Source organism: Chromohalobacter sp. HP20-39 (assembly GCF_033052815.1).
Classification (GTDB): Bacteria; Pseudomonadota; Gammaproteobacteria; order Pseudomonadales; family Halomonadaceae; genus Chromohalobacter.
On record NZ_JAWHTP010001211.1, the window covers coordinates 1 to 232 of the forward strand.

Annotated in this window: 1 protein-coding gene; it reads right to left on the reverse strand. The window is 62.9% G+C overall.

What is annotated here, in order from left to right; translation table 11 throughout:
* The coding region (locus RVY79_RS21730) for a hypothetical protein (RefSeq protein WP_317466700.1) at window positions 1–232 on the reverse strand (232 nt) is incomplete at both ends.

The following is a 232-nucleotide window of genomic DNA, read 5'->3' on the forward strand; positions in this document are numbered from 1 at the left end:
ATTCGTCGGGACAGTCCGCCAGCGCGATGGGTAGGGGGAAGCCGTCGATCTTGAAGCCGGCTGCCGCTGTCACTTGAGAATGCCGATAACTGTGCCGCACGGCGTACAGGTGGCCCTTGACGCCGCTGGTGTTGAGATGGATTTCCAGCGCTTGCATCGCCGGCGTGGGCAGATCGATGGGACGCAAGAAGAGGCGATAGGCAACCTCCCCCAGCCACAGCAAGCCTGCCGT